The sequence below is a fragment of the Arthrobacter dokdonellae genome (genome assembly GCF_003268655.1).
In the GTDB taxonomy this organism is placed as follows: Bacteria; Actinomycetota; Actinomycetes; order Actinomycetales; family Micrococcaceae; genus Specibacter; species Specibacter dokdonellae.
Genome location: NZ_CP029642.1, coordinates 3,166,704 through 3,192,781, shown reverse-complemented (window position 1 = coordinate 3,192,781; position 26,078 = coordinate 3,166,704). Strand labels below are relative to the sequence as shown.

The following is a 26,078-nucleotide window of genomic DNA, read 5'->3' as shown; positions in this document are numbered from 1 at the left end:
AGCACCAGAGCCCGCCGCAATCACAGGGCTGTTTCGGGCACGCTACGCCCCGTGGCCCGCGCCGCCGCCTGCCAGCGCCTTGGCGAGGTACGGCGCGGTCCGGCTGCCGGCGTCGGCGGCCACGTCTTCCGGCGTGCCCGCGGCCATGACCCGGCCCCCGGCCGCGCCACCGGACGGGCCCAGGTCCAGCACCCAGTCGGAAGCGGCCACCACGTCCATGTCATGTTCCACCACCACCACCGTGTTGCCGGCATCGACCAGGCGGTTGAGCTGGTGCAGCAGCAGGCGGACATCGGCCGGGTGGAGCCCGGTGGTCGGTTCGTCCAGAAGGTAGAGGGTGTGGCCGCGGCGGGCCCGTTGGAGTTCCGTTGCCAATTTGATCCTTTGTGCCTCCCCGCCGGACAGCTCCGTGGCAGGCTGGCCGAGGCGCAGGTAGCCAAGGCCCACCTCGCGCAGGGTTGCCAGGCTGCGGGCGGCGGCGGGGATGTCTGCCAGGAAGGCGGAGGCCGCGTCCACGCTCAGGCCCAGCACGTCGGCTATGTTCTTGCCCCGGTATTCCACCTCGAGGGTTTCGTCGTTGAACCGGGCGCCGTGGCAGACCGGGCAGGGCCCGTAGCTTCCCGGCAGGAAGAGCAGCTCCACCGCCACCCATCCGTCGCCAAGGCAGTTTTCGCATCGGCCGCCGGCAACGTTGAAGGAGAACCTGCTGGCCGTGAAGCCGCGGGCACGGGCCGCATCCGTGGCCGCGAACTCGCGGCGGACCGAATCAAACAGGCCAGTGTAGGTGGCCAGGTTTGACCGGGGGGTGCGGCCGATGGGCCGCTGGTCCACCTGGACCAGCCTGTCCACCACCTCGAGCCCGGGCACCCGGGCCACGGGGAGCTGCTGCGCGCCCGCGTCCGGACCGGACGGCTGCCCTGGGCCAGCTGCCGCGCCGGGCCGCGGCCGCGCGTCGACGGCGCGGGAGACCACCTCCAACAGCGTCGACTTCCCTGCACCGGACACCCCCGTCACGGACGTGAGGATGCCCAGCGGGACGGTGACGTCAAGGTCCTGGAGGTTGTGCAGCGTGATGCCGTTGAGTTGGAGGCCGCCGCTGGCGGCCCGGCGGTCACCCTCGGCGCGGCGGTCACCCTCGGCGCGGCGGTCGCCCTCGGCGCGGTGGTGCTGGGAAGGCGGGGTGCCGCCGCCGTCCGTGGCGCCAACGGAAACGGGGGCCGACGGCGTGGCGCCGCCGAGCAGGTAGGGCCGGGTCACGGATTCCTGGACCTCGGCCAGGCCCGCCACCGGCCCGCTGTAGAGGACCTGGCCGCCGTCGTCCCCGGCCCGGGGGCCCACATCCACCAGCCAGTCGGCCCGGCGCACCAAGTCCATGTTGTGCTCGACAAGGAACACGGTGTTGCCGGAGGCCTTGAGCCGGACCAGGACCTCCAACAGGGGCTCGGCGTCGGCGGGGTGGAGTCCGGCCGAGGGCTCGTCCAGTACATAGACCACACCGAAAAGCCCGGAGCGGAGCTGGGTGGCAATGCGCAGGCGCTGCATCTCGCCGGGGGAGAGCGTGGGGGTGGCCCGTCCCAGGCTGAGATAGCCCAGCCCCAGGTCCAGGAGAATACCCACGCGCTGAAGCAGGTCCTTTGAAATGGCGTCGGCAACGGCCTCCCGGGAGCCGTCCGGGTGCGGACCGGCGGTGCCGGACGGTTGCAGCGCGGCCGCGAGCTCCGTCAGCGGCAGCGCATTCATGGCGGCGATGTTGCGGCCGCCGATCGTCACGGCCAGGGCGTCCGGCTTCAGTCCGCTGCCGGCACAGTTGAGGCACGGGCCTGAATGCATGAAGGACAGTGCGCGGTCGCGCATGGCGGCGCTCTTGGAGTCCGCCAGGGTGTGCAGGACGTGGCTGCGGGCACTCCAAAACTGTCCCTTGTAGGGCTTTTCCACCCGGTCGCGCTTTGGCGTGACTTCCACGACGGGTTGTTCCTCGGTGAAAAGGATCCAGTCCCGGTCCTTCTGCGGCAGGTCCCGCCAGGGCACGTCGACGTCGTAGCCAAGGTGGCTGAGGATGTCACGCAGGTTCTTCCCCTGCCAGGCACCCGGCCAGGCGGCGACCGCCCCGTCCCGGATGCTCAGCGCCGGATCCGGCACGAGCGATTGTTCACTGACGGTGTGTGCGGTGCCCAGGCCGTGGCACACCGGGCACGCGCCGGTGGCCGTGTTGGGGGAGAAGGAATCCGAATAGAGGATCCCGGCGCCTTGCGGGTAGTCGCCTGCCCGGGAAAAGAGCATGCGTAGGGAGTTGGACAGCGTGGTCACTGTCCCCACCGAGGAGCGGGCACTCGGCGTGCCGCGGCGCTGCTGCAACGCCACGGCGGGCGGGAGCCCCGTGATCGCTTCCACCCTGGGATTGTTGCCCTGCTGGATCAGCCGGCGCGCGTACGGCGCCACGGACTCGAAATAGCGGCGCTGGGCTTCGGCAAAGATGGTCCCGAAGGCCAGGGAGGACTTGCCGCTGCCGGAAATGCCGGTGAAGGCCACGATGGCATCGCGGGGGACATCGACGTCGACGTTCTTGAGGTTGTTCTCGCGCGCACCCCGCACCCGGACGAATCCGTCCGGGGCGTCCTCGGCGGCCGGTTGTGTGGGCAGGGCGGCGTCAAAAGTGTGCATTGTCCCCACCCTAGGGCACTGGGCGGCTGCGCGTGGTCTTTGCCTCCGGCGGCAACTGCGGTTGACGGTCGGCCGACGGCGTGACTGCGGACTGCGGCGATCCAGCGGCCCAGGCGGCGGACGCCTGCCCGCGCCAAGATTCCACCTGGTCTCCTGAGGGCTGCCGACACGTCCGGGTCCGCAGCCGCGACTCCTGACACGGCCGGGTCCGTGGTGCGATGATCGGAGCATGGAGATCCCGGAGCCCGTCCACGAAAGTGCTGCCGAACCCGTGGTGCTGGTGGTCATGGGCGTTTCAGGCTGCGGCAAAACCACGGTGGCGGCCCTCCTTGCCGGCCGTCTGGGCTGGCCGTTCGAGGAAGGCGATGCCCTGCATCCCCAAGCCAACATCGACAAAATGGCTGCCGGACACCCGCTGAATGACGACGACAGGTGGCCGTGGCTGGAGAAGGTGGCCCACTGGGTTGAGGAGCGCCTCGACCAGGGACAAAGCGGCGTCATTGCGTGTTCGGCGCTTAAACGGTCGTATCGGGCGGTGATCAACCGCCGGGGCTCCGGGGTCGAGTTCGTTTTCCTGGCCGGCTCGCAGGAGACCATTGCGGCACGGCTGGCAACGCGGCACGGCCATTTCATGCCTCCGGAGCTGTTGGCAAGCCAGTTCGCCGACCTCGAGGGGCCGGGCCCGGACGAACCCGGGGCCCGGTTCGACATCGGGCCTGCCCCGGCGGAAATAGCCCGGAATATTGTTGATGCCTTGGGCCTGGCATAGCGAGGCACCGCTCGCGGGATGTCCTGAAGGGGCACCGGGCGCACGGGCTGGTCGGTGGGCCAGGGCGGCATGAGTGCACCAAGGCATGCCTGTCCAAGGTACTGTAGGGTCCGCTCACCGTCGAAGGCGTGCCAACAGATGGCGCTGCGGTTCCGCTGGTCGTCGAGCACAAGGTCACGGATGGCGGTGGGGAGCTGCGCGCGCTGCTACTGCCGCTCCGTGGCCCGCGCCCGCGCGGCGCGATCGGCCGGTACGGACGCCCGGATGGCGTACGCCGCAGCGCCCAGCTCACGGGCGGCCACGTGGGGCACCGCGGCCGCCTGGCCCGCGGACAAGGCGGCATACTTGGCCGGATCCGGACCTCCTCGTCCGGCCGCATTGGCCTGGAAGGCGTTTTGGCGCGACGCCATCACGGACAGCTCGCCTCGGATCCAGGCCCGCTGTCGATGGCACGGCGTGCACATGATCGGTCACCGCTGGAATCGCTCGGATGCCTCAGTGCCCCGGGCGGCCGTGGGCGTGTTCAGGGCTGCCGGTCCACGATACCCCGGCGGACTGTATCGCCAACTATCGCCTGGCGCCCGGACAACTCCAGACTTCACCTCGGAGGGCTATGGATTTCCATGCCACGCCGGACGTATCGTTAACTATCGCTGCGTATCGTTCGCGATTCATAAAGGAGAGCATGATGCACAATTCATTCCCGGGCGGCGCCTTTGGCGGCCCCAATTTCGACGGCCTGTGGCAGGCCGTTGAGGACCTGCGGTCAAAGTTTGAGAAGCGCTCCGGCACCCGGGCGGGGCGGGGCGAGTTGCGGACGGCGGTGCTGGCGCTGCTCGCGGAACAGCCGATGCACGGCTACCAGATCATTCACGAAATCGAGGAGCGCAGCGGCGGCAGCTGGAAGCCCAGTGCGGGTTCTGTCTACCCCACGCTGCAGCTGCTGGCCGACGAGGGTCTCATCACGGCCGAGGAATCCAACGGGCGCAAGGTCTACTCGCTGACGGAGGCCGGCCGGGAGGAAGTGGCCGGTTCCGGTGCCACGGCACCCTGGGAGGCAGCGGGACCGGCGTCGGGCGGCGGCTTCGCGTCGCTGCCGAAGGCCGGCGTCGAACTCGCGCAGGCAGCGGCCCAGGTGGGCCGCACCGGCACGAAGAAGCAGGTCGAGGAGGCAGTGGCCGTGCTCGAAGACGCCCGTCGGCGCCTGTACGCGATCCTCGCCCAGGACTGAAGGGGGTGGAGCCGGACACTGCAGGCGGCGCGGATCCGGGTCTGGCCGCGGGGGACACCAGGGCCCGGTACCGGCGCATCCTGCGGTTCGCCGCGTGGAACCTGGCCGTGACGTGGTGGTATGAGCTGTTCCTCCCGCGGATCGGGCTGGCATGGGTGGCCAACCGCACGCGGTCCGTGAGGATGCGGCGCTTCGCCCAGCGCTTCCATGCGCTGGCGGTGGAACTGGGCGGGTTGATGATCAAGGTGGGCCAGTTCATGTCCTCCCGGCTGGACGTGCTGCCGCCGGAGATCACCGAGGAACTGGCCGGGCTTCAGGACGAGGTGCCGCCGGTTCCGTTCCCCGCCATCCGTGCCCTGGCGGAGGCGGAGCTGGGTGCGCCGCTGGATGCCGTGTTCGCGTCGATCGAGGAGGTGCCCCTTGCCGCCGCCTCCCTGGGGCAGGCGCACCGGGCACGGCTCCGCCCTGTGGACGCTGCGGACACGGGCCTCCAGGGCGTGGTGGTGAAGGTGCAGCGGCCGGGCATCGGCGCGATCGTGGACGTCGACCTCGCCGCGCTGCGCAAGGTGGCAGGCTGGCTGAGCCGCATCCGCTTCGTGTCCACGCGCGCCAACGCGCCCGCGCTGGTGGAGGAGTTCGCGACCACGAGCCTCGAGGAGATTGACTACCAGCACGAGGCCGCCGGAGCCGAGCGCTTCGCCGTCGAATTCGCCCACGACGCGCGGGTGGCGGTGCCCGCCGTCGTCTGGGAACGGACCACCCGCCGCGTGCTCACGCTCGAGGACGTCACGGCCATCAAGATCACCGATGCCCAGGGGCTGCGGGCGGCCGGGATCGACCCGGCGGAGGTGGCGCCGATGTTTGCCTCCGTCATGTTCGACCAGCTGTTTACGAACGGCTTTTTCCACGCCGATCCGCACCCCGGCAACATCTTCGTCACCCCCGCGGTCGATGCATCCTCGGAGCATCCCTGGAAGCTGACCTTCATCGATTTCGGCATGATGGGAGAGGTCCCGCCCAAGACGCGAAGCGGCCTTCGGAGGCTGCTAATCGCCGCCGCCGCGAGGGACGGCAAGGGGCTGGTGGCCGCGATCACCGAGATTGGCGTGCTGGTGCAGTCGGCGGACACGGCCGCGCTGGAGCGGGCCATGACGCGGCTGTTCGGCCGGTTTGGCGGGATGGGCTTTGCCGAACTTCGCGAGGTGGACCCGCGGGAGTTCCGCGACTTCGGGCTGGAGTTCGGCGACGTGATCCGGTCGCTTCCGTTCCAGCTCCCGGAGAATTTTCTGCTCATCATCCGCGCCCTGTCGCTGACCTCCGGGGTCTGCAGTTCGCTGGACGCGCGCTTCAACTTGTGGGACTCGGTGGAACCTTATGCGGCGAAGCTGCTGCGTGATGAGCGAGGCAACTTTGCGCAGGACGCGGCGGCCCAGGCGCTCGACGTCGCATCCGTCGCCTTCCGCCTGCCCAAGCGCCTGGACGGCCTTGTGAGCAGCCTCGAGGACGGCTCGCTGGCGGTGCACGTGCCGCGCCTGGAACGGCAGCTGGCCCGCCTGAACCACGCCACGCAGCGGACCGGCTGGGCGGTGGTCTTCGGCGCCCTCCTCATTGCCGGCGCCGTGCTCCGCGCCAGCGACCCTGTGTTGGGCAGCGTGCTGATGGTGGCGTCAGTGCTCCCGCTCTTGGTGGGCTTGTGGGCGGGCCGCCGTCGGCGGTGATTGGCCCCTCGGGCAAGGGAACCGGCGGTACACCGCACGGCAGGCTCTTCCTTGTGGGCTCCCGGGCTGGTTTTCTTGATGGAGGACACGTTCACCCACGACCAAAGGAACATCCATGCAAAACGTGACACTCAACAACGGCGTCCAGATGCCGATCCTCGGCTTCGGCGTCTACCAGATTCCCGACGTCGAAACCCAGGCCGCCGTCGAAGCCGCGCTTGCTGCCGGGTACCGCCTCCTGGACACGGCGGCCGCCTACGGCAACGAGCAGGCGGTCGGCGCGGCCATCAAGGCCAGCGGCATAGCCCGCGAGGACCTGTTCGTCACCACCAAGCTGTGGATCCAGCACGCCCCCGCCGGCAGCGTTGAGGAGGACACCAGGCTCTCCTTCGAGAACTCCCTGCGCCGGCTGGGCCTGGACTACGTCGACCTGTACCTGATCCACCAGCCCCTGGGCGACTACTACAGCGAGTGGCGGGCCATGCAGAAGCTGAACACGGCAGGACTGGCCCGGGCCATCGGCGTGTCCAACTTCCACCCCGACCGGCTGGTCGACCTCATCGACCACAACGAGATCGCCCCGGCCGTCAACCAGATCGAAACCCACCCGTTCCACCAGCGCGCAGACGACCAGGCCCTGATGGTCGGGCGCGGCGTGCAGATCGAGTCCTGGGGCCCCTTCGCCGAGGGGAGGAACGGCCTGTTCACCAACCCGATCCTTAGCCAAATCGCTGACGCCCATGGCAAGTCCGTTGCCCAGGTGGTGCTGCGCTGGCTCACCCAGCGGAGCGTGGTGGTCATCCCCAAGTCAGTCCGCCCGGACCGCATCGCCCAGAACTTCGACGTCTTCGACTTCACCCTCACCGAGGAGGAAATGGGCCGGATCGCCACCCTGGACACCGGCGCGAGCCTCTTCTTCGACCACCGCGACCCCGCCATGGTCAGCTGGCTGGGCGGGCGCCGGAACAGCTAGCCGGGCGTCAACCGGTCGCGGATGACGTGCGACGGCGGGACCTCCTTTGGTGCCCGGTCGTCCGCGCCGCGCGTCCCGACGACCGAGTGTTATTGCCGCTGGGGAGGTGGACGTAACCGACGGTGTAGGAGTCTTGAACATCGCCTTGTCGGCTGCCGTTCGGCATGCGGATTAGATTTATCGGCACAGATCAGACGGGCCTCTCTCTTTGTTTGGTGTCCTGCCCTGTTACAGTGCTCAAAAGACTGTCCATGTCGCCGATCGAGGTGGACGGTCCGTCGCGGGGAGCTTCTCAACCTTTGAGATGCATATCCAAGAGCTCAGGGGGAAGCGCAATGACCAGCACGACCACACTCGAACCGGAGGAAACGCCGGACGATGTCGCGATTGAATCCCAGGAAATGCCCGGGGAAACCGTCGTTGAGTCTGAGGAATTACCGGAAACCGTGGCAGAAAGGGCGTCCGGGCAGCTCCTGAAACTGGTCGGAAAAGTGATCGACACAGGTGTTGGTCCTTTGTCGGGGTCGATTGCATGGGCAGAGGACCGGTTGTGCCGAGTCCAGGGGCCGCGATACCAGCCCAACTTCGGCCCGACAAGAATGTTTGATTCGGATGAGCGCGCTGATGTTGAAAAGGCAATCAAGAGGCTGATCGTCGAGTCAGTCGAAGCAGCCGGCGTCAACGGTTTCGTGACGGGCCTTGGCGGGTTCATCGCGATGCCGGTGACCATCCCCGCCAACATGGCTGGTGCACTCGTGATTAACGCCAGACTGGCCGCGGCAATAGCCTACCTAAGAGGGTACGACCCGAAGGATCCGCACGTCCGCACGGTAGCGACGCTCATCGCAGTCGGCTCCAACGCACAACAGATCGCCAAGGCAGTCGGCCTTAAAGTCGGCGAGAAGGTTGCACTTCAGGCGATTAAGAGCATTCCAATTGCGGTCATTCGCCAGATCAACAAGAAGGCCGGCTTCATGCTTCTGGCCAAATACGGCAGTAAGCGCTCGCTAGTCACCTTGGCGAAAGGAATACCGCTGGTCGGTGGTGTCATCGGAGGAACGGTTGATGCCACGATGACAGGCGTCATCGGGCGCACCACCAGAACGATGTTCCCCTTCGACTGATCCAGTCGCTGCTGGCTGTGGCCCTGGCCTCGTTGCCGGAATTCTGGGCTTTATGTGTCGGGGTCGGCTGCTTCTGGGCATCCAGCCTCTGCCGAAGGCTCCTTCGGGCGGGTCTCGAAGCGAGGACACAGTATTGTCAGTCTGTGCGTCACTGTGGATCCGACTCTCGTATCGGGGCCTGAATCCGCCGGCCCTACGCCACCAGATTCTCCGCCGCCACGTCCATGTGCCCAAGAACGGCGGACTGTGCGGCCTCGGGGTCGCCGGTCTCAATCGCCTCCACGATCTCGAGGTGCCGGTCAACGTCCATGTTCTTGACGGCCCGTTCCAGCCCGGCAAACATGATCGACATCCGGATGGACCCCTCCAGTGATTCCCAGGAATGGAGCAGGGTCTGGTTGTCGCTGAGCTTGCAGAGCGTCCGGTGGAACTCGAGGTCCGACTCGATCCGGGCCTCCAGCGTGCCCTTGGCGGCCGACTTCATGTGGTTGGCGGCGGCGCGCAGGGACTTGATCACCGCGGACCGGTTGGGCAGTTCACACAGCGTGCGCACGGCGAGGGATTCCAGGGTGGCCCGCACGGCGAAGATGTCGCGGATTTCCTTGGCGTCAAGGTGCCGCACGGAGAGGCGTCCGCGGGCGCCGGCGGAGAGCAGCCCTTCCTGCTCCAGCTGGCGGAGCGCCTCGCGCAACGTGCCCCGGCTGATTTGCAGCATGTCGGAGAGCTCGGTCTCCACCAGGTGCCTGCCGGGCTCCAGGGCGCCGCTGGTGATGGCGGCGCGCAGCGCGGAAACCGCCTGTTCGCGGAGGCTCTTCTTTTCCAACCCGAGGAGGGAGGCAGTGGCTGCTGGCATGGTGTGATCCTTGAAGGTGCGATTGTTTACTGTCAGGTGTTAACAGTTGATGCTACGCCACAGGCGCGGGACCAGTGGGAGGTCCCGCGCCTGCGGCTGCCCGGCGGCGAAAGTCAGCCCAGTTCGGCCAGCACCTTCTCCACGATGCGTGACACGGAGAGGCCGTAGCGCTCGTGGAGCGTCGGCAGGGCACCGGCATCGAGGAACTCGTCCGGCAGGGCGATGGGAACCACCCGCTTGCCGAGCCCGGCGGTGACCACGGCCGAGGCGACGGTCTCGAACAGTCCGCCAACCACCGTGTGGTTCTCCAGCGTCACGGCCAGCCGGTCGCCGGCCAGCTCGGCCAGGACAGTCGCCGAGTCGAAGGGCTTGATGGTGGGGGCATGTACGACGGCGACATCCACCTTGTGTGCCTCCAGGGCCTTGGCTGCCTGGAGGGCGCGCATCGTCATCAGGCCGCTGGAGACCAGGACCACGTCGTTGCCGCCGCGAAGCACCTTGGCCTTGCCGAGTTCAAAGGTGTAGTCGTATTCGTCCAGGACCGTGGGCACGTTCCCGCGCAGGAGTCGCAGGTACGTGGGCCCGTCGCTGGCGGCCAGCTGAGGCACGGCCTGTTCAATGTCAACGGAGTCGCAAGGGTCCACGATGGTCAGGTTGGGCATGCCGCGGAAGATGGCCATGTCCTCGGTGGCCTGGTGGCTGGGGCCGTAGCCGGTCGTCAGCCCCGGCAGGCCGCCAATGATGTTGACGTTGAGGTTGGGCTCGGCAATGTCGAGGCAGAGGAAGTCGTAGGCACGGCGTGCGGCGAAGACCGAGTACGTTGAGGCGAAGGGGATGAGCCCGGTTTGGGCCATGCCGGCCGCGGCGCCGAAGAGGAGCTGTTCGGCCATGCCCATTTGGAAGAAGCGGTCCGGATGCTGCTGGGCAAAGATGTGCATGTCGGTGTATTTGCCCAGGTCCGCGGTCAGGCCCACGATCCGCTCGTCCGCCTCCGCGGCCTTGGCCAGCGCGTGCCCGAACGGGGCGGAAGCGGTCTTCTGCCCCGGGTCGGCAAACGAGGCGATCATGGCGGAGGTCTTCAGTCTTTTGGTCGGTGCCAGCGTGTTGGCCATCAGTGGGCCGTCCCTTCAAAGCCGTTGCTCAGCTGCTCGCGGCAGATCTGCCACTCGTGCTCTTCGATGCGCATGAAATGCGCCTTTTCCCGGTCCTCCAGCAGGGGCACGCCCCTGCCCACCTTGGTGTCGCAGAGGATCACCGAGGGCTGGCCGTGGGTGGCGGCCCGGGCGGCCGCGTTGTCAAAGGCCTCCAGCAGTGCGGCAGTGTCGTTGCCGTCGATGCGCTGGGCGTACCAGCCAAAGGCCGTCCATTTGTCCTTCACGGGCTCGGTGCGCAGGACGGTGTCCGTCTTGCCGTCGGCCTGGAGCGCGTTGATGTCCACCATGGCCGTCAAGTTGCCCAGCTGGTGGTGGTGGGCCCCCATGGCGGCCTCCCAGGTCGAGCCTTCGTCAAGTTCGCCGTCGGAGAGGAAATTGAACACGCGGGCGCTGGATTCCTGGTGGCGCAGGCCCAGGGCCATGCCGACGGCGATGGAGAGCCCGTGGCCGAGGGAGCCGCCGGAGATTTCCATGCCGGGCGTGTAGGTGGACATCCCGGACATCGGCAGGCGCGAGTCGTCCGAGCCGTAGCTTTCCAGTTCCTCGACGGGGACGATTCCGGCCTCGGCCAGGGCGGCGTAGTGGCCGATGGCGTAGTGGCCGGTGGAGAGCAGAAAGCGGTCGCGTCCGGCCCAGTCGGGCTGGCCGGCGCGGTAGGTGAGCTGGCTGGCGTAGACGGTGGCGAAGATGTCCGCCGCGCCGAGGGCCTGGCCGACATAGCCCTGGCCTTGGACCTCGCCCATGTTCAGGGCGTGGTGCCGGATGCGGTAGGCGGCGTCGGAGACAGTCCGACGGCGGTCTTCGAACGTGCCGCCGGCCGTGGGCCGCGTGGTGGTCGTGTCCAGTGTGGACATGTGATTTCTGCCTTTCGTGGGCTTAGGCGTTGACTGTCAGCGGGGTGCTTTTGGTGGCCTCATCCGCCAGCTGGCGTTCGCGCCTGCCCCAGGTTTCCCGGGTGCTGATGGCGGCGGCCAGGCCGATGAGGGCGTAGAGCATGAAGAGTGCGGCGGGGCCGGCCCAGCCGAAGCTGATGAACAGCAGCGTGGTGATGAACGGGGTGAAGCCGGAGACCGTGGCGGAGATCTGGTAGGCCAGGGACGCTCCGGAGGCGCGGGTCTTGGCCTGGAAGAGTTCGGGGAACCATGGGCCCTGGGCACCGGCAAGGGAGTTCTGGCAGACGGCGTAGGAAATGATGACCGTCAGGATGATGAGGATGGACAGGCCGGTGTTGACCAGCAGGAACATGGGGAAGGCGAACAGCACGGCGAACGCGCAGGACCAGATGTAGAGGGGCCGGCGTCCGATCTTGTCGGTGAGGTGGCCCCAGGCGGCGGTGGCGAAGATGCCGATGGCCGCGGCAACGCTCAGGGCAACGAGGGTCTCGGTCTTGCTGGAAAGGCCGGTGGTGTGGAGGTAGGAGATCATGTAGGTGATGGACACGGCGTAGCCGGCCGTCTCGGCGATGCGCAGGCCGATGCCGCGCACAATGTTGCGCCAGTCCGTCTTGATGACTTCCACGATCGGCGACTTGACGATGGTGCCTGAGGCCTTGACCTCGTCAAACACGGGGGACTCGGGCACCTTGGACCGGATGATCAATCCGACAATGACCAGGAAGATGCTGCCCAGGAACGGGATGCGCCAGGCCCACGAATTGCCCAGGTGGACGCTGAAGAGGAAGACGAGGTTCGCCAGCAGCAGGCCGACGGGGAAGCCGGCCTGGACCATGCCGGTGTACTTGCCCTTCTTCTTCCATGGAGCGTGTTCGTAGCTCATGAGGATGGCGCCGCCCCATTCCGCGCCGAAGGCCAGGCCCTGGACAATGCGGACAAACACCAGCAGGGCCGGCGCCAGGAGCCCCACTGTTGCGTAGGTGGGCAGCAGGCCGATGGCGAACGTGGCCAGTCCCATCAGGACCAGCGATGCAACCAGCACTGGCTTGCGTCCCAGCTTGTCGCCGAGGTGGCCGCCAATAATGCCGCCGAGCGGCCGGGCTGCGAAGCCCACCCCCAGGGTGGCGAAGGAGGCCAGGGTGCCGGTGACGGGATCGGCGCCCGGGAAGAACGCGGTGCCGAAGTACAGGGCGGCGGCCGTTCCGAAACCGATGAAGTCGTACGTTTCGATGACGGCGCCCACGCTGGAACCAAGGGCCACGCGCCTGGCGTCCTTGGTGCCGTGGACCGGTCCGCGCATGGTGAGAGCTTCATTGCTCATGGTCGTAATTACCTTTCAAACGGCGACTGATGCTGCGGCATCATGGTGTCGACTGTTAACAGATGATACGCCAGTGTGACCTGAATCATTTCTGTTTGTCAACAGTCAACTTCGAAGGTTGACTGTTGACAGTAAAACGTTCTAGTGTGGTTCTCGTCACCCGGGCTGCGGGTGGCGGTCCCACGTAAGGAGCAACACCAATGTTCAATCCCCGGCTGGGCTGTTCGTCGATCAGCTTCCGTCACCTGGATCTCCCGGACGCCCTGCAGACCATGGCCGGGCTTGGCTTCGAGGAGATCGACCTCGGCGCCCTTCCCGGCGTCTGCGACCACGTTCCCTACGAGCTGGGCGAGGAGGACGTCCGCACCGTTGCCGGGCAAATCGCCGCGTCGGGCCTGAAGGTCCGTTCGGTCAACGGCGACATTGGCGACTTCAATGCCACTCTGGATGCCGGCGCGCAAAGGGACCGGCGCCGCCACCTCGAGATGCTCCTGGCGCTCGCCGTCGAGACCGGGGCCAAGGCGCTCGTCCTTCCCTGCGGCGCCCCCAGCCGGGAGCCGGTCCAGGGCCTGGACGCGGATCTGGACGCGGTCGCTTCCGCCCTCACGAGCGCCCAGCGGCGCGCGGTCGCCATGGGCGTCGAGCTGTGGACGGAGGCGCTGCATTACTTCCGGCTGTGCTCGGACCTGGACCGCGCCGGCCTGCTCATCGGCAGGCTGGCCGGGTCCGGCGTCGGAACCGTCATGGACTTCAGCCACATCGTGGCGTCCGGGGCAGACCCGCTGGATTTCGTGGAACGCTTCCACGCGACCATCACCCACGTCCACCTCCGGGACGCCGTGCCGGGCAACATCAACCTCAGCATAGGCAACGGCGACGCCGACTTCGCCGCCGGCCTCTCCGCCCTGAAGTCCAAGGGCTACACCGGGCACTTTTCGCTCGAACTCGAGACCCGTGACGTGGCCGACGGCGAACGGGCCACCGCTGCCGCACAGGCCGCCACCCATATTTCCACCCTCATTTAGTTCCACCCACCCTTCAAGGAGAATCATGTCCAACGCCATCCAGCGCACCGCCGTCCTCACCGGAGCCACCTCCGAGCGCGGCATCGGCCTCGCCACCGCCCGCCGCTACGCCCGCGAAGGCTGGGCCGTCGTCATCCTGGACCTCGACGGCGAGAAGTCCGCCAAGGTGGCCATGGAGGTCGGCAACGAATTCAACGTCCCCGCCTTCGGCCACGCCATCGACGTCGCCAGCGAGGATTCCGTGGCCACCGCGCACGGCGCCGTCCAGGCCGAGGTGGCCGCGGGCAACCTGCCCACCGTGGGCGCCCTCGTCAACATCGCCGGCATCACCTCGCCGGTGACGTTCCTGGAAACCACCCTGGAACTGTGGAACAAGATCTTCGCCGTCAACGCCACCGGCACCTACCTCGTCACCAAGGCCTTCCTGCCGGGAATGATCGACGCCGGATGGGGCCGCATCGTGAACATGTCCTCCGTGTCCGCCCAGCGCGGCGGCGGCGTCTTCGGCAAGGTTCCCTACTCCTCGGCCAAGGCGGCCATCCTCGGGTTCACCAAGGCCCTGGCCCGCGAAATAGGCGATACAGGAGTCACGGTCAACGCCATCACGCCGGGCGCCGTGGACACCAACATCCGCGTCGGCAGCACCGACGAGCAGGAGGCGGCCATCGCCCGCGACATTCCCGTGGGCCGCACCGCCACCACCGAGGAAATCGCCGCCGTCATCACCTTCCTCTCCTCCGAGGACGCCGCGTACCTGACGGGCACCACGGTGGACATCAACGGCGGCAGCCACCTCCACTAAGCCCCATCCCGGGCCCGAGTCCACAGCAGGAGAGCAGCACCATGACCAAACTATTCAACGACCCGGCAAGGTTTGCCGAGGAGGCCCTGGCAGGGTTTTGCGACGCCAACGCGAACCTGGTCCGGCAGGTCCCCGGCGGTGCCATCCGGCGGCACCGCTCCGCCGCGCCGAAGGTGGCTGTTCTGGCCGGCGGCGGCTCAGGGCACTACCCGGCCTTCGCCGGCTTCATCGGCCCGGGGCTGGTTGACGGCGCCGTGGTCGGCAACATCTTCACGTCCCCGTCGGCGCAGCAGGCGTACGCCGTGGCCAAAGCAGCGGACCAGGGAGCCGGCGTCGTCTTCGCCTACGGGAACTATGCCGGCGACGTCATGAACTTCGGCCTGGCCACGGAGCGGCTGGCGGCAGAGGCCGTCGCCGTTGACAACGTGGTGGTCACGGACGACATCGCCAGCGCGGCACCCGGGGAAAGTGCCAAGCGCCGCGGGATTGCGGGGGACTTTACGGTCTTCAAGGTCATGGGCGCCGCCGCCGAAGCGGGGGCCAGCCTGGCGGAGGTGGTGCGCCTGGGCCGCAAGGCCAACAGCAGCACGCGGACCATCGGCAGCGCCTTCCACGGCTGCACCTTTCCCGGCGCCGACGCCGCGCTCTTCACCCTTGGCGAGATGCAAATGGGGCTCGGGCTGGGCATCCACGGGGAGCCCGGTCTCCTGGACATGGCGCTTCCGACGGCGGACGAACTCGGCCGGGAACTTGTGGCCCGGATCCTGGCGGAAACGCCGTCCGGGTCCGGCCAGCGGATTGCCGTGGTGCTTAACGGCCTGGGCTCCACCAAGTACGAGGAACTGTTTGTGCTGTGGGGGACCGTGGCGCCGTTGCTGCGCGGCGCCGGCTACGAACTCGTCATGCCGGAGGTGGGGGAGCTCGTCACGAGCCTCGACATGGCAGCCGTGTCGCTGACAGTCACGTGGCTCGACGACGAACTCGAGCCGCTCTGGTGCGCTCCGGCGGAGTCGCCGGCGTACAAGCGCGGGAACGTTGCGTCGCCGGCCGGTCAGGACGACTGGATTGAGGCGGGCGGCACCGTCCCCGGCGGTGCCCGTTACTCGGCCGGCGACGACTCGAAGGCCTACGCCCGCCGTTGCGTGGCCGCCCTGGAGGCGGCAGCGCGGGCCGTCCACGACGCGGAAGCGATGCTGGGGGACTTGGACGCCATCGCCGGCGACGGCGACCACGGACGCGGCATGGTCCGCGGAATCGACGCCGCCGTCGCGGCCGCCGTGGGGACCCTCGGACTGGGCGCCGGTGCGGGGACTGTTCTCGCCGAGGCCGGTGACGCCTGGGCGGACAAGGCCGGAGGAACCTCAGGCGTCCTGTGGGGTGCCGGGCTGCGCAGCCTCGGCGAAACGCTGGGGGACAGCACGGCGCCCACCCCGGGCCGGCTGCTCGAAGCCGTGAATGCGTTTGCTGCCCGGATCCAAGGGCTGGGCAAGGCGGAGCCGGGGGACAAGACCATGGTCGACGCCCTGGTCCCCCTCACTGCGGCGTTTGGCCGGCACCTGGCGGAAGGCGTGGACGTGGCGGCCGCCTGGACTGCTGCTGCCGTCGAAGCCACAGCGGCAGCCGCAGCGACGGCAGGGCTGCGCCCCCGGCTGGGCCGGGCCCGGCCGCTCGCCGAAAAGAGCATCGGGACGCCCGATCCGGGCGCCACGTCCCTGGCCATGGTCTTCACCGTGATGGGGCCCCACCTGGCGAACATCAACCAATTGGCCGCGGCCAAGCAATGACGAAGGAAGAGATCACCATGGGAATACGGCTCATCGTGGGCGCCGACGAAGCGGGCGTTGACTACAAGGACCGGGTCCTGGCGGATGCCAGGGCCGATCCCCGGATCAGCGAAGTCATCGACATCGGCGTCAACCGCGGCGACGCGGAGTTCACGCGGCCGTATCCGTACGTCGGCATTGCTGCCGGGGAGATGATCAGGAACGGCCAGGCCGACCGCGCCATACTGTTCTGCGGCACCGGCCTCGGTGTCGCCATCGCGGCCAACAAGGTCGAGGGCATCCGAGCCGCCACAGCGCATGACTCGTTTTCGGTCGAGCGCTCTGTCCTGTCCAACAACTGCCAGGTGCTCACGATGGGCCAGCGCGTCATCGGCGTCGAATTGGCCCGGCGCCTGGCCAGGGAATGGCTGGGTTACTCCTTCGACACCGGCTCGGCTTCGGCCGCCAAGGTGCAGGTCCTGACGGACTTTGAGGGCTGCTGACGAATCTCGCCGGTTGAGGGGCAGTTGGTCCTCGCTGGTGACTGGCTGATGTGGCCAGCTACCCCACCTTGCAACGCCGCTGGTTCGACGATTTGGCATCGACTTCGATGTGCATCTTTACCCTGTGGTGATCTGGGGCGGCAGGAGCCGTCATGGACCACATCACCAGCGAAGCGATGCCTCTTCGAACCGCGCTCCCAAGGGATCTCCTGAAGGCGGACGGTTCGTTCCTCAGCAGCCTTCGGAACCAACTTTTTCTCCGACCACGTCGCCAAAATGCAGAATTTTAGGAATCCTATCCGACATGGAGCGGCGGCTCGACTGGGCGGCAGAGATTGACTCAGAGGGGGAGGGCAGCTTCGGCAGGGAAGACAATTGGCGCACCCGGGAAGCCATGAAATCCATTCTCGTCGACCTCGACACGGCGGCCAGGAGAATCCCCGCGGAGGCACGCCAAAAATTCCCTGCGATTCCTTGGATCTGACATGGAAGGACCGCCGTCGGCCAACCCGCACCAAGACGACACGTAAACTGCCACCCCCGTAGCAGCAGGTCCCTCCCAACCCGACGTCTGGTCTCACCGCCATCCGCCCTCCCGCAGCCATTACCTGGCAGTTTTAGTGGGGTCCCTGATCGCGTGCTCCCATGGCGGAAGTGTTCCCCACGATCTGCAATGGAATTATCCTCGCGAGGAATGTCGACGCACTGTCCACCCAGGGTGATGTGGAGATCTCTCACCGACGCCACATCGCCCGACAGGACCATGCGACCAAATGTCGATTACGTCGGCACGGGTCCTCTGCGACCAGCTGTCCAGCTTCGCCGGTTCACCCTCCATCTCCCAGATGGCAAGCAGGTGGCGCAGGACAATTTCTGTTCGTTGTCGCTAATGAACCCCATGGGGGTACTCCCAGTACCTGCACCAACAGACACTGCCGCGCGGGCCGGCAAGCGTGTTCACTGGAATCTAGGCCGAAGGCAAGGTGCCCACAAAGCGCGCCAAGCTACGGCCCCACGATTCCGACAAGGCCCCAAAACGGGGCCGTGAACCAGAAGGACCCGCGTGCCCAGCACCGCAATCGCCGCCCCACCAGCAACCAAGAGCACCGCCATCCTGGCCATCATCCTGGTCAGCTACTTCATGATCCTGCTCGACAACTCCATCATCTTCACCGGCCTGCCCAGCATCCAGGCGGAGATGGGCTACACCGCCACGGGCCTGGCCTGGGTGCAGGACGCCTACACCCTCGTCTTCGGCGGCCTGCTCCTCCTCGGCGCCCGGGCCGGCGACCTCCTGGGCCGCCGACGCATCTTCATCATCGGCCTGGCCGTGTTCTCCACCGCCTCGCTGCTGATCGGCTTGGCCCCCAGCGGCCAATGGCTCATCGGCGCACGCGCGCTGCAGGGCGTGGGCGCGGCCGTCGTGGCGCCGTCGTCCCTGTCCCTGCTCACCGCCAGCTTCGCCCCCGGCCGCGAACGCACCCGCGCCGTCGCCTGGTACGGTGCCACCGCCGGCATCGGCGCCAGCCTGGGCCTGGTCATCGGCGGAGCACTGGCCCACTGGTTCTCCTGGCGCGCCGGCTTCTTCATCAACGTCCCCATCGGAGCCGCCATGATCCTTTTGGCGCCCCGCTTCATCCCCGAATCCCCGCGTAGCGCCGGCCGCTTCGACGCCGCCGGCGCCATCACCGCCACCCTGGGCATGGGCGCGCTGGTCTTTGGCATCATCAGCTCGGCCGACGCCGGTTGGCTGGCTCCCCAGACCTTCCTCACCCTGGGTGCCGGGGCAGTCCTGCTCGCCGTGTTCATCGCCAATGAGTGGCGGGCCGGCCAGCCCATCATGCCGCTGCGGCTCTTCGCCAGCCGGGAACGCTCCGGCGCCTACCTGGCCCGCATGCTCTACATGGGCGCCATGATCGGCTTCTTCTACTTCACCACCCAGTTCCTGCAGGACGTCCTCGGCTTCAACCCGCTCCAGGCCGGCATGGCGTTCTTCCCCATGACCGTGGTCAACTTCGCCGTCGCCATGGCCATCCCGCGCCTGACCGCCCGCTTCGGCAACGCCGCGCTGCTCGCCGTCGGCGTCGCCGTGACGCTGGCCGGCATGGTGTGGCTCAGCCGCGTCACCGTGGACAGCTCCTACATATCCGGCGTCGCCCTGCCCATGGTGCTGCTGGGCATCGGGCAGGGGCTGGCCTTCGCGCCGCTGACGTCCGCCGGCATTGCCCGGGTCACCGCGGACGACGCCGGTGCCGCCTCGGGCCTGGTCAACACCGCCCACCAGCTCGGCAGCAGCCTGGGCCTGGCCGTCCTTGTCACGGCCGCCGCGGCCACTTCCACCGCAGCAGGCGGCGCGCGGGCGGCCATGGCCGGCCACGTCGGCGCCGCCCTCACCGCCGGCAGCGTCATGCTGGCCCTCTGCCTCACCGCCTCACTCGCCTTGGTCGTGCCAGCGGAAATCGCGGCCCGGTCAGCCAAACTCACCGCCTCCGGAAGGAAGTAACCATGGAATACACGCGCCTGGGAAATTCAGGACTCAAGGTCAGCCGGATCGCGCTCGGCTGCATGAGCTTCGGCGCGCCCGGCACGGGCCGCGACTGGACGCTGGATGACGCCGCCGCGGAGCCCGTCTTCCGTCAGGCAGTGGACCTGGGCATCACCTTCTGGGACACCGCCAACGTCTACGGCCGGGGGAGCTCGGAGGAGATCACCGGCCGCGCCATCCGCAAGTACAGCAGGCGCGAGGACATTGTCCTGGCCACCAAGCTGTTCTGGCCCATGCACGGCGGCCCCGGCGGCTCCGGGCTGTCCCGCAAGGCCATCCTCGAACAAGTGGACGCGTCACTGGCCCGCCTCGGCACCGGCTACATCGACCTCCTCCAAATCCACCGCTTCGACCCCAACGTCCCCGTCGAGGAAACGATGGAGGCCCTCCACGACGTGGTCAAGGCCGGCAAGGTCCGCTACCTCGGCGCCTCCTCGATGTGGGCCTGGCAGTTCGCCAAGCTGCAGCACACGGCCCAGCTCCACGGCTGGACCCGGTTCATCTCCATGCAGGACCAGTACAGCCTGACCCAGCGCGAGGAGGAACGGGAAATGTTCGGCCTCCTCGCCGACCAGGGCGTGGGCAGCATCCCGTGGAGCCCGCTGAACGCCGGCCGCAACGCCCGCCCGTGGGGTGCCCACGGCACCACGCGCGCCGGAAGCAACCCGGACACGGACATGTTCGGCAACCCGCTCTGGCTCAAGAGCGACAAGGCGATCGTCGACGCCGTCGAACACGTCGCCGCCGGGCGCGGCGTGTCCATGGCGCAGGTCGCCCTGGCCTGGGTGCTGCGTAACCCCGTGGTCAGCTCGGTGCTCTCCGGCGCCACCAAGCCGCACCACCTGGACGACGCCGTTGCCGCCCTTGAGCTGCGCCTCACCGAGGACGAGGTCAAGGCGCTGGAGGAGCCATATGTGCCGCGCACGCCCACGTACTTTGCGTAGAACTCCCCACGAAAGGAACATCATGACGGATCAACCCAAGCAGGTGGGCGGCGGACGGAACCTGTTCGGCGACTTTGCCCCGAAGCTGGCCGAGCTCACCGACGACGTGCTCTTCGAGGACGTGTGGAACCGGCCCGAGCTGTCCGCCCGCGACCGCAGCCTGATCACCGTGGCCGTGCTCACCGCCGGCGGAAACACCGGGCAGCTGGGCTTCCACCTGGGACGCGCCGTGGAGAACGGCGTGACCCGGGAGGAACTCATCGAGGCCATCACCCATGTCACCCTCTACGCCGGCTGGCCGAACGGCATGGCGGCCATGGGTGTTGCCAAGGAACTCTTCACCAACAACAAGTAAGGCAGACAATGAACATCGAACCCTCCGTGCCCACCGCCAAGAACCCGCCCGCCCAGTTTGCCGGCGACGTCTGGCTCGACCCCATCGCGCTGCCGCACGAAAGCGGCCAGACCATGGTGGTGGCCACCGTCCGCTTCGCCCCCGGGGCCCGCACGGCCTGGCACTCCCACGAGCACGGCCAGTACATCCGCGTCACCCAGGGCGTGGGCCGCTTCGGCGGCCGGGACGGCACGATCATCGAGGTCCACCCCGGCCAGACGCTGTACACCCCGCCCGGCGAGGAGCACTGGCACGCCGCCGCCCCCGGCTGCTTCATGGAACACATCGCCATGCTGCAGAACGGCGAAGACCCGGCCAAGACCACCACCTGGGCCGAGCACATCACGGACGAGGAGTACAACCGGAAGTAATACCGCTGGCCGCCCGCGCAGGGGGAGGGCCGGCGTCGTGCTTCCGGCGCTGAGTCAGCCGGTCCGCGCCGATACCGCGATAAATTTATGGCGGTATCGGCGCGGACCCGCTGACTCGCCGGCGCGCGGGGGAGACTCGCCGTCGTGCTTCCCAGGCTTACTCGGGGCGCGGATGGTGGCGGTGCAGGAAGCCGTGGAGGCGCCGGTCAAACTCGTCCGGGTCGGACGCAATTCCCTGCCGCGCGTGCCGGGCGGGCTGCACCAGCGGGTTCAGCCCGACATTTACCGCCGCCTTCGAGGCCCGCAGGGATGCGGCGGACAGCCCGTCCCAGTGGGTGAGGAGTTCGGCGAGCGCGGCGTCGACGGTGCCGTCATCCACGACAGTGGTGATGAGGCCCAGCTGGTTTGCTTCCTCCGCGGCCAGCAGCCGTCCGCCGTAGAGCAGGTCCTTGGTCCGCCCGGGGCCGATCCGCAGCGACATCCGGGTGGCGAACGTGGGCGGCACCAGGAGGCCCAGCCGGGCAATCGGCATGCCAATCATGGCGGAGCGGTTCACCAGCTGGAGGTCGCAGGCAAGGGCGAGCTGGCACCCGGCCCCGGTGGCGAACCGTTCAACGGCCGCCACGGTGGGAACCGGGAGGTCCTCGACGGCCTGCAGGGCCGCTTCCATCGCGGCGAAGCTTTCGGTGACCTCCTCCGACGTTGCGCCTTCCCATTCCCCCAGGTCCGATCCCGAGCAGAACACGCCGCCGCGCCCCCGGATTACCACGGCCCGCAGTTCCCCGCGCACGGCCAGGGACGTGGCCGCACGTTCCAGGGCGGCCCAGTCCTCCCGGCGCAGGGCGTTGAGCCGGCGGCCCGTGCCGATGGTCACGGTGGCCACGGAACCGGCGTCCTGGACCATGATGGTGTCCAGGTCAAGCTGGCCAAGGGGCGTCACTGGACTGCCCCGTCCTTGCGCAGGGAAGCGATGCGGCTTTCGTCGAATCCCAGGCCGGCCAGGATGTCCTCCGTGTGCTGGCCCAGCAGGGGCGGGGCGGCCCTGACCTCGGCGGGGGTCCGCGAGAGCCTCACCGGGCAGCCCACCATCCGCAGTTCCCCTTCCGTTGGATGCTGGACCGTGGCCACCATGCCCCGTGCCAGGACCTGCGGATCCGCCAGCGCCTGGTCCACGGTCTGGATGGGCCCCACGGGCACGCCCGCCAGGTCAAGCGCCTCCACCCACTCGTCGGTGGTGCGGGTGAGCATGATCCCCTCGATGAGGGGGACCAGCGTGTCCCGGTGCGCCACCCTGTCCGGGTTGCTCGCGAAACGGGCATCCTGGGTGAGGTCCTCGCGGTCCAGGGCCTTGGTGAAGCGCCGCCACAATCCATCATTGCCCACGGCCACCATGGTGAATCCGTCCGCGGTGGCAAAGGCTTGATAGGGGACGATGGTGGGGTGTGCCGAACCGTAGCGCCTGGGCACGTTCCCGCTGGCAAAATAACCGCTGGAAACGTACGTCAGCCAGGAGACGGAGCCGTCCAGCAGGCTGATGTCCACCCACTGGCCGCGCCCGGTGCGCCCCTTTTCGTGCACAGCGGCCAGGATGCCGATGGTGGCCCACATGCCGGCGGTGAGGTCGGCGCTGCTCACTCCCACCCTGACCGGCGGCCCGCCGGCCTCACCGGTCACGCTCATGATGCCGCTCCGCGCCTGGGCAATGGCGTCGTAGCCGGGACGGTGCGCATCGGGGCCGGTCTGGCCGTAGCCGCTGATGGACGCGTAAACCAGTCCCGGGTTCCGGACGGAGAGTTCCTCATAGCCCAGGCCGAGGCGGGCCGCCGTTCCGGGCCGGAAGTTCTCCACGAGCACGTCGGCCTTCAATGCCAACTGGCGGACGGCGGCCAGGCCCTCTGGCGATTTCAAGTCCACGGCCAGGCTGCGCTTGTTGCGGTTGACGGAGAGGAAGTAGGCTGCCTCCTCGCCTTGGAAGGGCGGGCCCCATTGGCGCGTGTCGTCTCCCCGCCCCGGCTGTTCAACCTTGATCACGTCCGCGCCGAGGTCCGCCAGGGTCATGGTGGCGAACGGGCCGGAGAGGATGCGCGTCAGGTCCAGCACCACCAGGTCGGCCAGCGCGCCACCCCGGTCTTCGGTGTGTTCCTTTTCAGTGCTCATGCGGTTGCCCTTACGGCCTTGGGGGTGGTGCCCGCCGGGGCCTGCGCGGCCCTGGGCAGGAGGATGAGGGCAGCCATGCTGATGACGGCGCAGATGATGATGTAGATCGAGATGGCCGTGGAGTTCCCGTAGTGGGCCAGCAGCGCCGCGGCAATCAGGGGTGCCGGGCCGCCGGCCACCACACTGGCCAGCTGGTATCCCAGGCCGGCGCCCGTGTAGCGGATGTCCGCGTCGAAGCCCTCCGCAATAAGCGCCGCCTGCGGCCCGTACTGCATGTCGTGCAGCGCCAGGCTGATGATGATGGCGATGGCGATCAGCAGCGCATTGCCGGTGTTGAGCAGGCCGAAGTAGGGGAAGGCGAACACGGCGGTGAGCACAATTCCCGTCCCGTACACCTTGCGCCGGCCAAAGCGGTCCGAGAGCCGGCCAAACACGGGGATGCTGATGAGTCCCAGCGCCGCCGCGATGAGGGTGTCGTCCAAAATGGAATTGCTGTCCAGCTTGAGCTGCTTGACCGCATAGGTCAGCACGAACGTGATGAACAGGTAGAACGGCGCCTGCTCGGACGTCCTGACCAGGGCGGAGAGCAGGATCTGCTTTGGCTGGCGCCTGATGGCTTCAAGGACGGGATTCCTGACCACCTTGTTGGCCTTGCGCATGGCCTCGAAATCGGGGCTTTCCACAACGCGCATACGTACCCACAGGCCCACCCCGATCAACACGATGCTGAGGATGAACGGGATTCTCCAGCCGTAGGCGGCAAAACCCTCACTGCCGGTGATTCCGGACGTCAGGCGGACGACGCCGGTGGACAGTACCAGCCCCAGCGGCACTCCCAGCTGGGGCCAGCTGGCGGCGAGGCCGCGCCGTTGCTGGTTTCCCCATTCCATGCTCAGCAGCACTGATCCGCCCCATTCCCCGCCCACGCCGATCCCCTGGATGATGCGCAGGAGCACCAGCAGGATGGGAGCGGCCACGCCGATGCTCTGCCAGGTGGGCAGGAACCCGATCAGGACCGTGCCAATTGCCATCAGGAACAACGTTGCCATCAGCGTCGTCTTACGGCCGATCCGGTCACCGAAGTGGCCAAAGATCGCGGCACCGACAGGACGTGCCACGAAGCCCACAAACTGGGTGCCGAAGGCCGCCAGGATCCCGGCGAAGGCGGACTGGCCCGGGAAGAACAGGTGCGGGAACACGAGGGCTGCCGCGGTTCCGTAAAGGAAAAAGTCGTACCACTCAATGGTTGTGCCGACCACGCTGGCCACGGTCGCACGCCGTGCGGCCTGCGTCCGTGTCACTTCTTGAACTGTCATCGCAACTCCATTGCTCTGAAGATTCGGGCTTGGCCCGGTGGGACTGGTCGATGTGATTTGGATTACTGTCTCACTGGACTAGCCTCTAGTACACCGAGTCACTTTGTCAATACTCCTTCCATGTATTCTTGAGGGCAAAGGACCTATCGAAGGAGGCCCTCGTGGACCAGGTGGAACCCGCGGACCCGCTGGCGCGTGTTGCCAAGCCGCGCCTGTACGAACAACTCGTGACGCTGCTTCTCGGATACATTGAGACATCCCAGCTCGGGCCGGGCGACCTGCTGCCCGCCGAGCGGGAGCTGGCGCAGCGGCTGGGAGTGTCCCGGGCCACGCTGGTCCAGGCCCTGGTGGCGCTGGAGGTTTTGGGCGTCATTGAGGTCCAGCACGGCAACGGCGCGGTGCTGGTGTACCGGCCCAGCATTGCCACGGTCATCAAGGGCCTCAGGGAGCACCGGAACAGGCTTCCCGAGACGGTGGAGGCCAGAAGCACCATCGAGGTGAAGCTCGCCGCGCTTGCGGCGCTCCGGCGCACCGAGGCTGAGATGAGGGCGATCGATTCTGCCCTGGACGTCATGGAGGCCGAGGTCCGCAACGGGGAAAGGGGACTGAACGGCGATGAACTCTTCCATGAGGCCGTGACGGCGGCGGCGCATTCGGCGGTCTTGGCCCAGCTCATGACCTTCATCGCGGAAATGGTCCTCGAAACGCGCATGGAATCGCTGGGCCAGCCCGGGCGGCCCGAGCAGTCGCTGGCTTCCCACCGCAAGATCGCCGAGGCCATCCGGGCCAAGGACCCCAAGGCGGCGGCGAAGGCGATGGAAACGCACATCGAGATGGTCTCGGACGTGGACCTGCTCAAGTAGGGCGCGGGCGGCCCCCGCCCACCGCCGAGGTAGCGGGTCCACGCCGAGACCACAGGAGAACTCCCGTTGTCTCGGCGCGATTCCGCTACCTCAAGTCGCGGGCCGCCGCCCGCCCACGCGGGGGGGGAGTGCCGGCGTCGTGCTTCCCATCCTTCCCAGCAGTGGGGGCGGTGCTTTAGCCTGTGGGGATGGAAGCAATCACGTTCGACCACGTGGGTTTCATCGTGCACGACCTGGACGCGGCCGTGAAGTTCTTCCTTGACCTGGGGTTTGTCCGCCAGGGATCGGCGGAGGTCAGCGGGCGGTGGATGGACAGGATCATCGGGCTGGGCGGCGCCCACGCCAAGATGGTGATGGTGAGCGCGCCGGACGGCAGCGGCCAGCTTGAAATCAGCCAGTTCATCGAGCCGGCGCCCGCCATGAATCATCAGGTGCTTCCTTCCAATGCGCACGGCCTGCGGCACATTGCCTACCAGGTGAAGGACGTGGACGCCGTCGTGGCCAAGGCCGCGGCTGCCGGCTACGGGCTGGTGGGAGAGGTGGTGAACTACGAGGACGTCTTCCGCCTCGGCTACATCCGCGGGCCCGAGGGGCTGATCCTCGAGGTGGCGCAGCCGTTATGGGAGGGCGCGTAGCTGGCGGCCCGCGAACTGTTGGAGGGGCAGCGTCCCCGGCGGGCACAAACAGCGGACGCAAGC

24 protein-coding genes are annotated in these 26,078 nt (G+C 67.7%); 15 read left to right on the top strand and 9 right to left on the bottom strand.

The features are described from left to right. Positions 1-42 precede the first annotated feature (42 nt). The gene (locus DMB86_RS14205; RefSeq protein ID WP_113718384.1) at positions 43-2,661 is read right to left on the bottom strand and encodes an excinuclease ABC subunit UvrA; all 2,619 of its coding nucleotides are present in this window, start codon (positions 2,659-2,661) and stop codon (positions 43-45) included. Between the two features lie 229 nt (positions 2,662-2,890). Here DMB86_RS14205 and DMB86_RS14200 point away from each other — a divergent pair, with 229 nt between their 5' ends. Continuing rightward, positions 2,891-3,430, top strand: a complete 540-nt coding sequence (locus DMB86_RS14200; RefSeq protein ID WP_113718383.1) for a gluconokinase — start codon at positions 2,891-2,893, stop codon at positions 3,428-3,430. Between the two features lie 206 nt (positions 3,431-3,636). On the opposite strand, the gene DMB86_RS14195 is transcribed toward DMB86_RS14200, so the two are convergent. Beyond that, positions 3,637-3,840 (bottom strand): putative immunity protein, encoded by a 204-nt coding sequence (locus DMB86_RS14195; RefSeq protein WP_113718382.1) that lies wholly within the window; start codon positions 3,838-3,840, stop codon positions 3,637-3,639. A gap of 278 nt (positions 3,841-4,118) precedes the next feature. Between DMB86_RS14195 and DMB86_RS14190 the strand changes: the two genes are divergently transcribed. The 4 genes from DMB86_RS14190 to DMB86_RS14175 all read left to right on the top strand — a co-directional run bounded on the left by DMB86_RS14190 (position 4,119) and on the right by DMB86_RS14175 (position 8,476). Next, positions 4,119-4,661 (top strand): PadR family transcriptional regulator, encoded by a 543-nt coding sequence (locus tag DMB86_RS14190; protein ID WP_113718381.1) that lies wholly within the window; start codon positions 4,119-4,121, stop codon positions 4,659-4,661. A gap of 5 nt (positions 4,662-4,666) precedes the next feature. Next, entirely contained in the window at positions 4,667-6,379 is a 1,713-nt protein-coding gene (locus DMB86_RS14185; RefSeq protein WP_113718380.1) for an ABC1 kinase family protein, read from the top strand. 115 nt (positions 6,380-6,494) lie between these two features. After that, positions 6,495-7,352, top strand: a complete 858-nt coding sequence (locus DMB86_RS14180; protein ID WP_113718379.1) for an aldo/keto reductase — start codon at positions 6,495-6,497, stop codon at positions 7,350-7,352. 335 nt (positions 7,353-7,687) lie between these two features. After that, on the top strand, positions 7,688-8,476 hold the full coding sequence (locus DMB86_RS14175; protein WP_113718378.1) for an EcsC family protein: 789 nt from the start codon (positions 7,688-7,690) through the stop codon (positions 8,474-8,476). Between the two features lie 193 nt (positions 8,477-8,669). On the opposite strand, the gene DMB86_RS14170 is transcribed toward DMB86_RS14175, so the two are convergent. The 4 genes from DMB86_RS14170 to DMB86_RS14155 all read right to left on the bottom strand — a co-directional run bounded on the left by DMB86_RS14170 (position 8,670) and on the right by DMB86_RS14155 (position 12,697). Further along, positions 8,670-9,329: a GntR family transcriptional regulator gene (locus tag DMB86_RS14170; RefSeq protein WP_113718377.1), complete on the bottom strand. Its 660-nt coding sequence runs from the start codon at positions 9,327-9,329 to the stop codon at positions 8,670-8,672. 113 nt (positions 9,330-9,442) lie between these two features. Next, complete coding sequence (locus DMB86_RS14165) at positions 9,443-10,441, bottom strand: transketolase family protein (protein WP_113718376.1); 999 nt, start codon at positions 10,439-10,441, stop codon at positions 9,443-9,445. After that, positions 10,441-11,337 carry a transketolase gene (locus tag DMB86_RS14160; RefSeq protein WP_113718375.1) on the bottom strand — a complete coding sequence of 299 codons (897 nt, stop codon included), beginning with the start codon at positions 11,335-11,337 and terminating at the stop codon, positions 10,441-10,443. Before DMB86_RS14160 ends, DMB86_RS14165 begins: the two co-directional genes overlap by 1 nt. A 22-nt stretch (positions 11,338-11,359) precedes the next feature. Continuing rightward, a complete protein-coding gene (locus DMB86_RS14155) occupies positions 11,360-12,697 on the bottom strand; it encodes an MFS transporter (RefSeq protein WP_113718374.1) in 1,338 nt (445 codons plus the stop codon). Positions 12,698-12,897: 200 nt separating this feature from the next. Between DMB86_RS14155 and DMB86_RS14150 the strand changes: the two genes are divergently transcribed. The 8 genes from DMB86_RS14150 (at position 12,898) to DMB86_RS14110 (ending at position 21,044) form a co-directional block, all read left to right on the top strand. Next, complete coding sequence (locus DMB86_RS14150; RefSeq protein ID WP_113718373.1) at positions 12,898-13,722, top strand: sugar phosphate isomerase/epimerase family protein; 825 nt, start codon at positions 12,898-12,900, stop codon at positions 13,720-13,722. Between the two features lie 25 nt (positions 13,723-13,747). After that, positions 13,748-14,524 (top strand): SDR family NAD(P)-dependent oxidoreductase, encoded by a 777-nt coding sequence (locus tag DMB86_RS14145; RefSeq protein WP_113718372.1) that lies wholly within the window; start codon positions 13,748-13,750, stop codon positions 14,522-14,524. 41 nt (positions 14,525-14,565) lie between these two features. Then, positions 14,566-16,308, top strand: coding sequence for a dihydroxyacetone kinase family protein (locus tag DMB86_RS14140; RefSeq protein ID WP_113718371.1), 1,743 nt, complete (start codon positions 14,566-14,568; stop codon positions 16,306-16,308). Then, on the top strand, positions 16,305-16,790 hold the full coding sequence (locus DMB86_RS14135; RefSeq protein ID WP_269467405.1) for a ribose-5-phosphate isomerase: 486 nt from the start codon (positions 16,305-16,307) through the stop codon (positions 16,788-16,790). The genes DMB86_RS14140 and DMB86_RS14135 overlap by 4 nt, the downstream gene beginning before the upstream one ends. Before the next feature lie 1,063 nt (positions 16,791-17,853). After that, complete coding sequence (locus DMB86_RS14125; RefSeq protein WP_227878392.1) at positions 17,854-19,293, top strand: MFS transporter; 1,440 nt, start codon at positions 17,854-17,856, stop codon at positions 19,291-19,293. 2 nt (positions 19,294-19,295) lie between these two features. Beyond that, entirely contained in the window at positions 19,296-20,279 is a 984-nt protein-coding gene (locus DMB86_RS14120; protein WP_113718368.1) for an aldo/keto reductase, read from the top strand. A 22-nt stretch (positions 20,280-20,301) separates the two neighbouring features. Then, entirely contained in the window at positions 20,302-20,634 is a 333-nt protein-coding gene (locus DMB86_RS14115) for a carboxymuconolactone decarboxylase family protein (protein WP_113718367.1), read from the top strand. An 8-nt stretch (positions 20,635-20,642) separates the two neighbouring features. Further along, the gene (locus DMB86_RS14110; RefSeq protein WP_113718366.1) at positions 20,643-21,044 is read left to right on the top strand and encodes a (R)-mandelonitrile lyase; all 402 of its coding nucleotides are present in this window, start codon (positions 20,643-20,645) and stop codon (positions 21,042-21,044) included. Between the two features lie 157 nt (positions 21,045-21,201). Here the strand turns inward: DMB86_RS14110 and DMB86_RS14105 are convergent, their stop codons facing one another. The 3 genes from DMB86_RS14105 to DMB86_RS14095 are packed head-to-tail and all read right to left on the bottom strand — an operon-like array spanning position 21,202 to position 24,517. Further along, positions 21,202-21,984, bottom strand: coding sequence for an enoyl-CoA hydratase/isomerase family protein (locus DMB86_RS14105; protein ID WP_113718365.1), 783 nt, complete (start codon positions 21,982-21,984; stop codon positions 21,202-21,204). Beyond that, positions 21,981-23,201, bottom strand: a complete 1,221-nt coding sequence (locus DMB86_RS14100; protein ID WP_113718364.1) for a CaiB/BaiF CoA transferase family protein — start codon at positions 23,199-23,201, stop codon at positions 21,981-21,983. Before DMB86_RS14100 ends, DMB86_RS14105 begins: the two co-directional genes overlap by 4 nt. Further along, positions 23,198-24,517, bottom strand: a complete 1,320-nt coding sequence (locus DMB86_RS14095; protein WP_113718363.1) for an MFS transporter — start codon at positions 24,515-24,517, stop codon at positions 23,198-23,200. Before DMB86_RS14095 ends, DMB86_RS14100 begins: the two co-directional genes overlap by 4 nt. Positions 24,518-24,678: 161 nt before the next feature. Here DMB86_RS14095 and DMB86_RS14090 point away from each other — a divergent pair, with 161 nt between their 5' ends. Both DMB86_RS14090 and DMB86_RS14085 read left to right on the top strand, forming a co-directional pair. Then, positions 24,679-25,380, top strand: coding sequence for a FadR/GntR family transcriptional regulator (locus DMB86_RS14090; protein ID WP_418202278.1), 702 nt, complete (start codon positions 24,679-24,681; stop codon positions 25,378-25,380). A gap of 188 nt (positions 25,381-25,568) precedes the next feature. After that, positions 25,569-26,015, top strand: coding sequence for a VOC family protein (locus tag DMB86_RS14085; RefSeq protein ID WP_113718362.1), 447 nt, complete (start codon positions 25,569-25,571; stop codon positions 26,013-26,015). Positions 26,016-26,078 lie beyond the last annotated feature (63 nt).